The organism is Streptomyces sp. NPDC088194 (assembly GCF_040702025.1).
Lineage (GTDB): Bacteria > Actinomycetota > Actinomycetes > Streptomycetales > Streptomycetaceae > Actinacidiphila.
This window is the reverse complement of sequence record NZ_JBFBIV010000215.1, coordinates 1-1,360: the sequence shown is the minus strand read 5'-3', so window position 1 is coordinate 1,360 and position 1,360 is coordinate 1. Positions and strand designations below refer to the sequence as shown.

1 protein-coding gene is annotated in these 1,360 nt (G+C 72.6%); it reads right to left on the bottom strand.

Going from position 1 to position 1,360, the window contains the following annotated elements:
* The coding region (locus AB0399_RS40465) for a type I polyketide synthase (protein WP_366414696.1) at positions 1–1,360 on the bottom strand (1,360 nt) is incomplete at both ends.

The window sequence follows — 1,360 nt, the reverse complement described above, 5'->3', positions numbered from 1 at the left end:
TGGAGGCGCCGTCCTGGTTGACGGCGCTGCCGCGGATGAGGGCGAGGACGGGGTGGTGGTTGCGGCGGGCGTCGGAGAGCCGCTCCACCAGCACCGCGCCCACACCCTCCGACCAGCCGGTGCCGTCCGCCGACTTGTCGAACGCCTTGCACCGCCCGTCCGCCGACAAGCCGCCCTGCCGGGAGAACTCCAGGAACATGCCCGGCGTCGACATGACGGTGGCGCCGCCCGCCACGGCCAGGTCGCACTCGCCGGCGCGCAGCGACTGCGCGGCCAGGTGCAGGGCGACCAGCGACGACGAGCACGCGGTGTCGACGGTCAGCGCCGGACCCTCCAGGCCGAACACGTACGACAGGCGGCCGGACGCCACGCTCGCCGCGTGCCCGGTGAGCAACAGGCCCTCGCTGCCCTGTGCCGGACCGGGAGTGGTGTAGGTGGCGTAGTCCTGCTCGTTCGTCCCCACGAACACGCCGGTACGGCTGCCGCGCAGCGAACCGGGATCGATGCCCGCGCTCTCGAACATCTCCCACGCGGTCTCCAGGAGGAGCCGCTGATGCGGGTCCATCGCCAGCGCCTCGCGCGGCGCGATCCCGAAGAGGGCGGCGTCGAACCCGGCGATGTCGTCGAGGAATCCGCCCTGGCGGACGTAAGAGGTACCGGGGCTGGCCGGATCGGGGTCGTACAGCTCCTCGGTGTTCCAGCCCCGGTCGGCGGGGAAGTCACCGATGGCGTCCCGCTCCTCGACCAGCAGTCGCCACAGGTCCGCCGGCCCCCGTACGCCTCCGGGGAAGCGGCACGCCATCCCGACGATCACGATCGGCTCGTCGTCCTCCGCCGCCCTGCCGCCGTGGGCGACAGCGGGCAACTCCGAGCCGGGCCGCTCTTCCAGGAACGCGGCGAGTTCGGCCGGACTCGGGTGGTCGTAGGTCGAGTTGACCGGCACCCGGCGGCCCAGCGCCTCCGACAACCGCTTGCACAGCTCGGTGCCGGCGAACGAGTCGAAGCCGAGATCCTTGAAGGTGACCTCTGGCGGCACGTCAGCCCCGGAGGCGTGCCCGAGCACCCGCGCGCACTCGTTGAGTACGACGTCCAGCACCCGTCCGGCCGTCGGGGGGCCCGACGGGTTCTCGGGTGCCTCCGCCGCTCCCACTTCCGCTTCCGTTCCCGCTTCCTCGGCGGTCGGGGGAGCCTCGGCGGTCGCGACCGCCGTGACCGGCTTCGGCCAGTAGCGTTGGTGTTGGAAGGGGTAGGTGGGGAGGGTTGTCTGGGTGGTGGGGGTGGGGAGTTGGGTGGTCCAGGTGGGGGTGGTTCCGGTGGTGTGGGCGTGGGCGAGTGCGGTGGTGAGGTCGGTGGGGGTGGC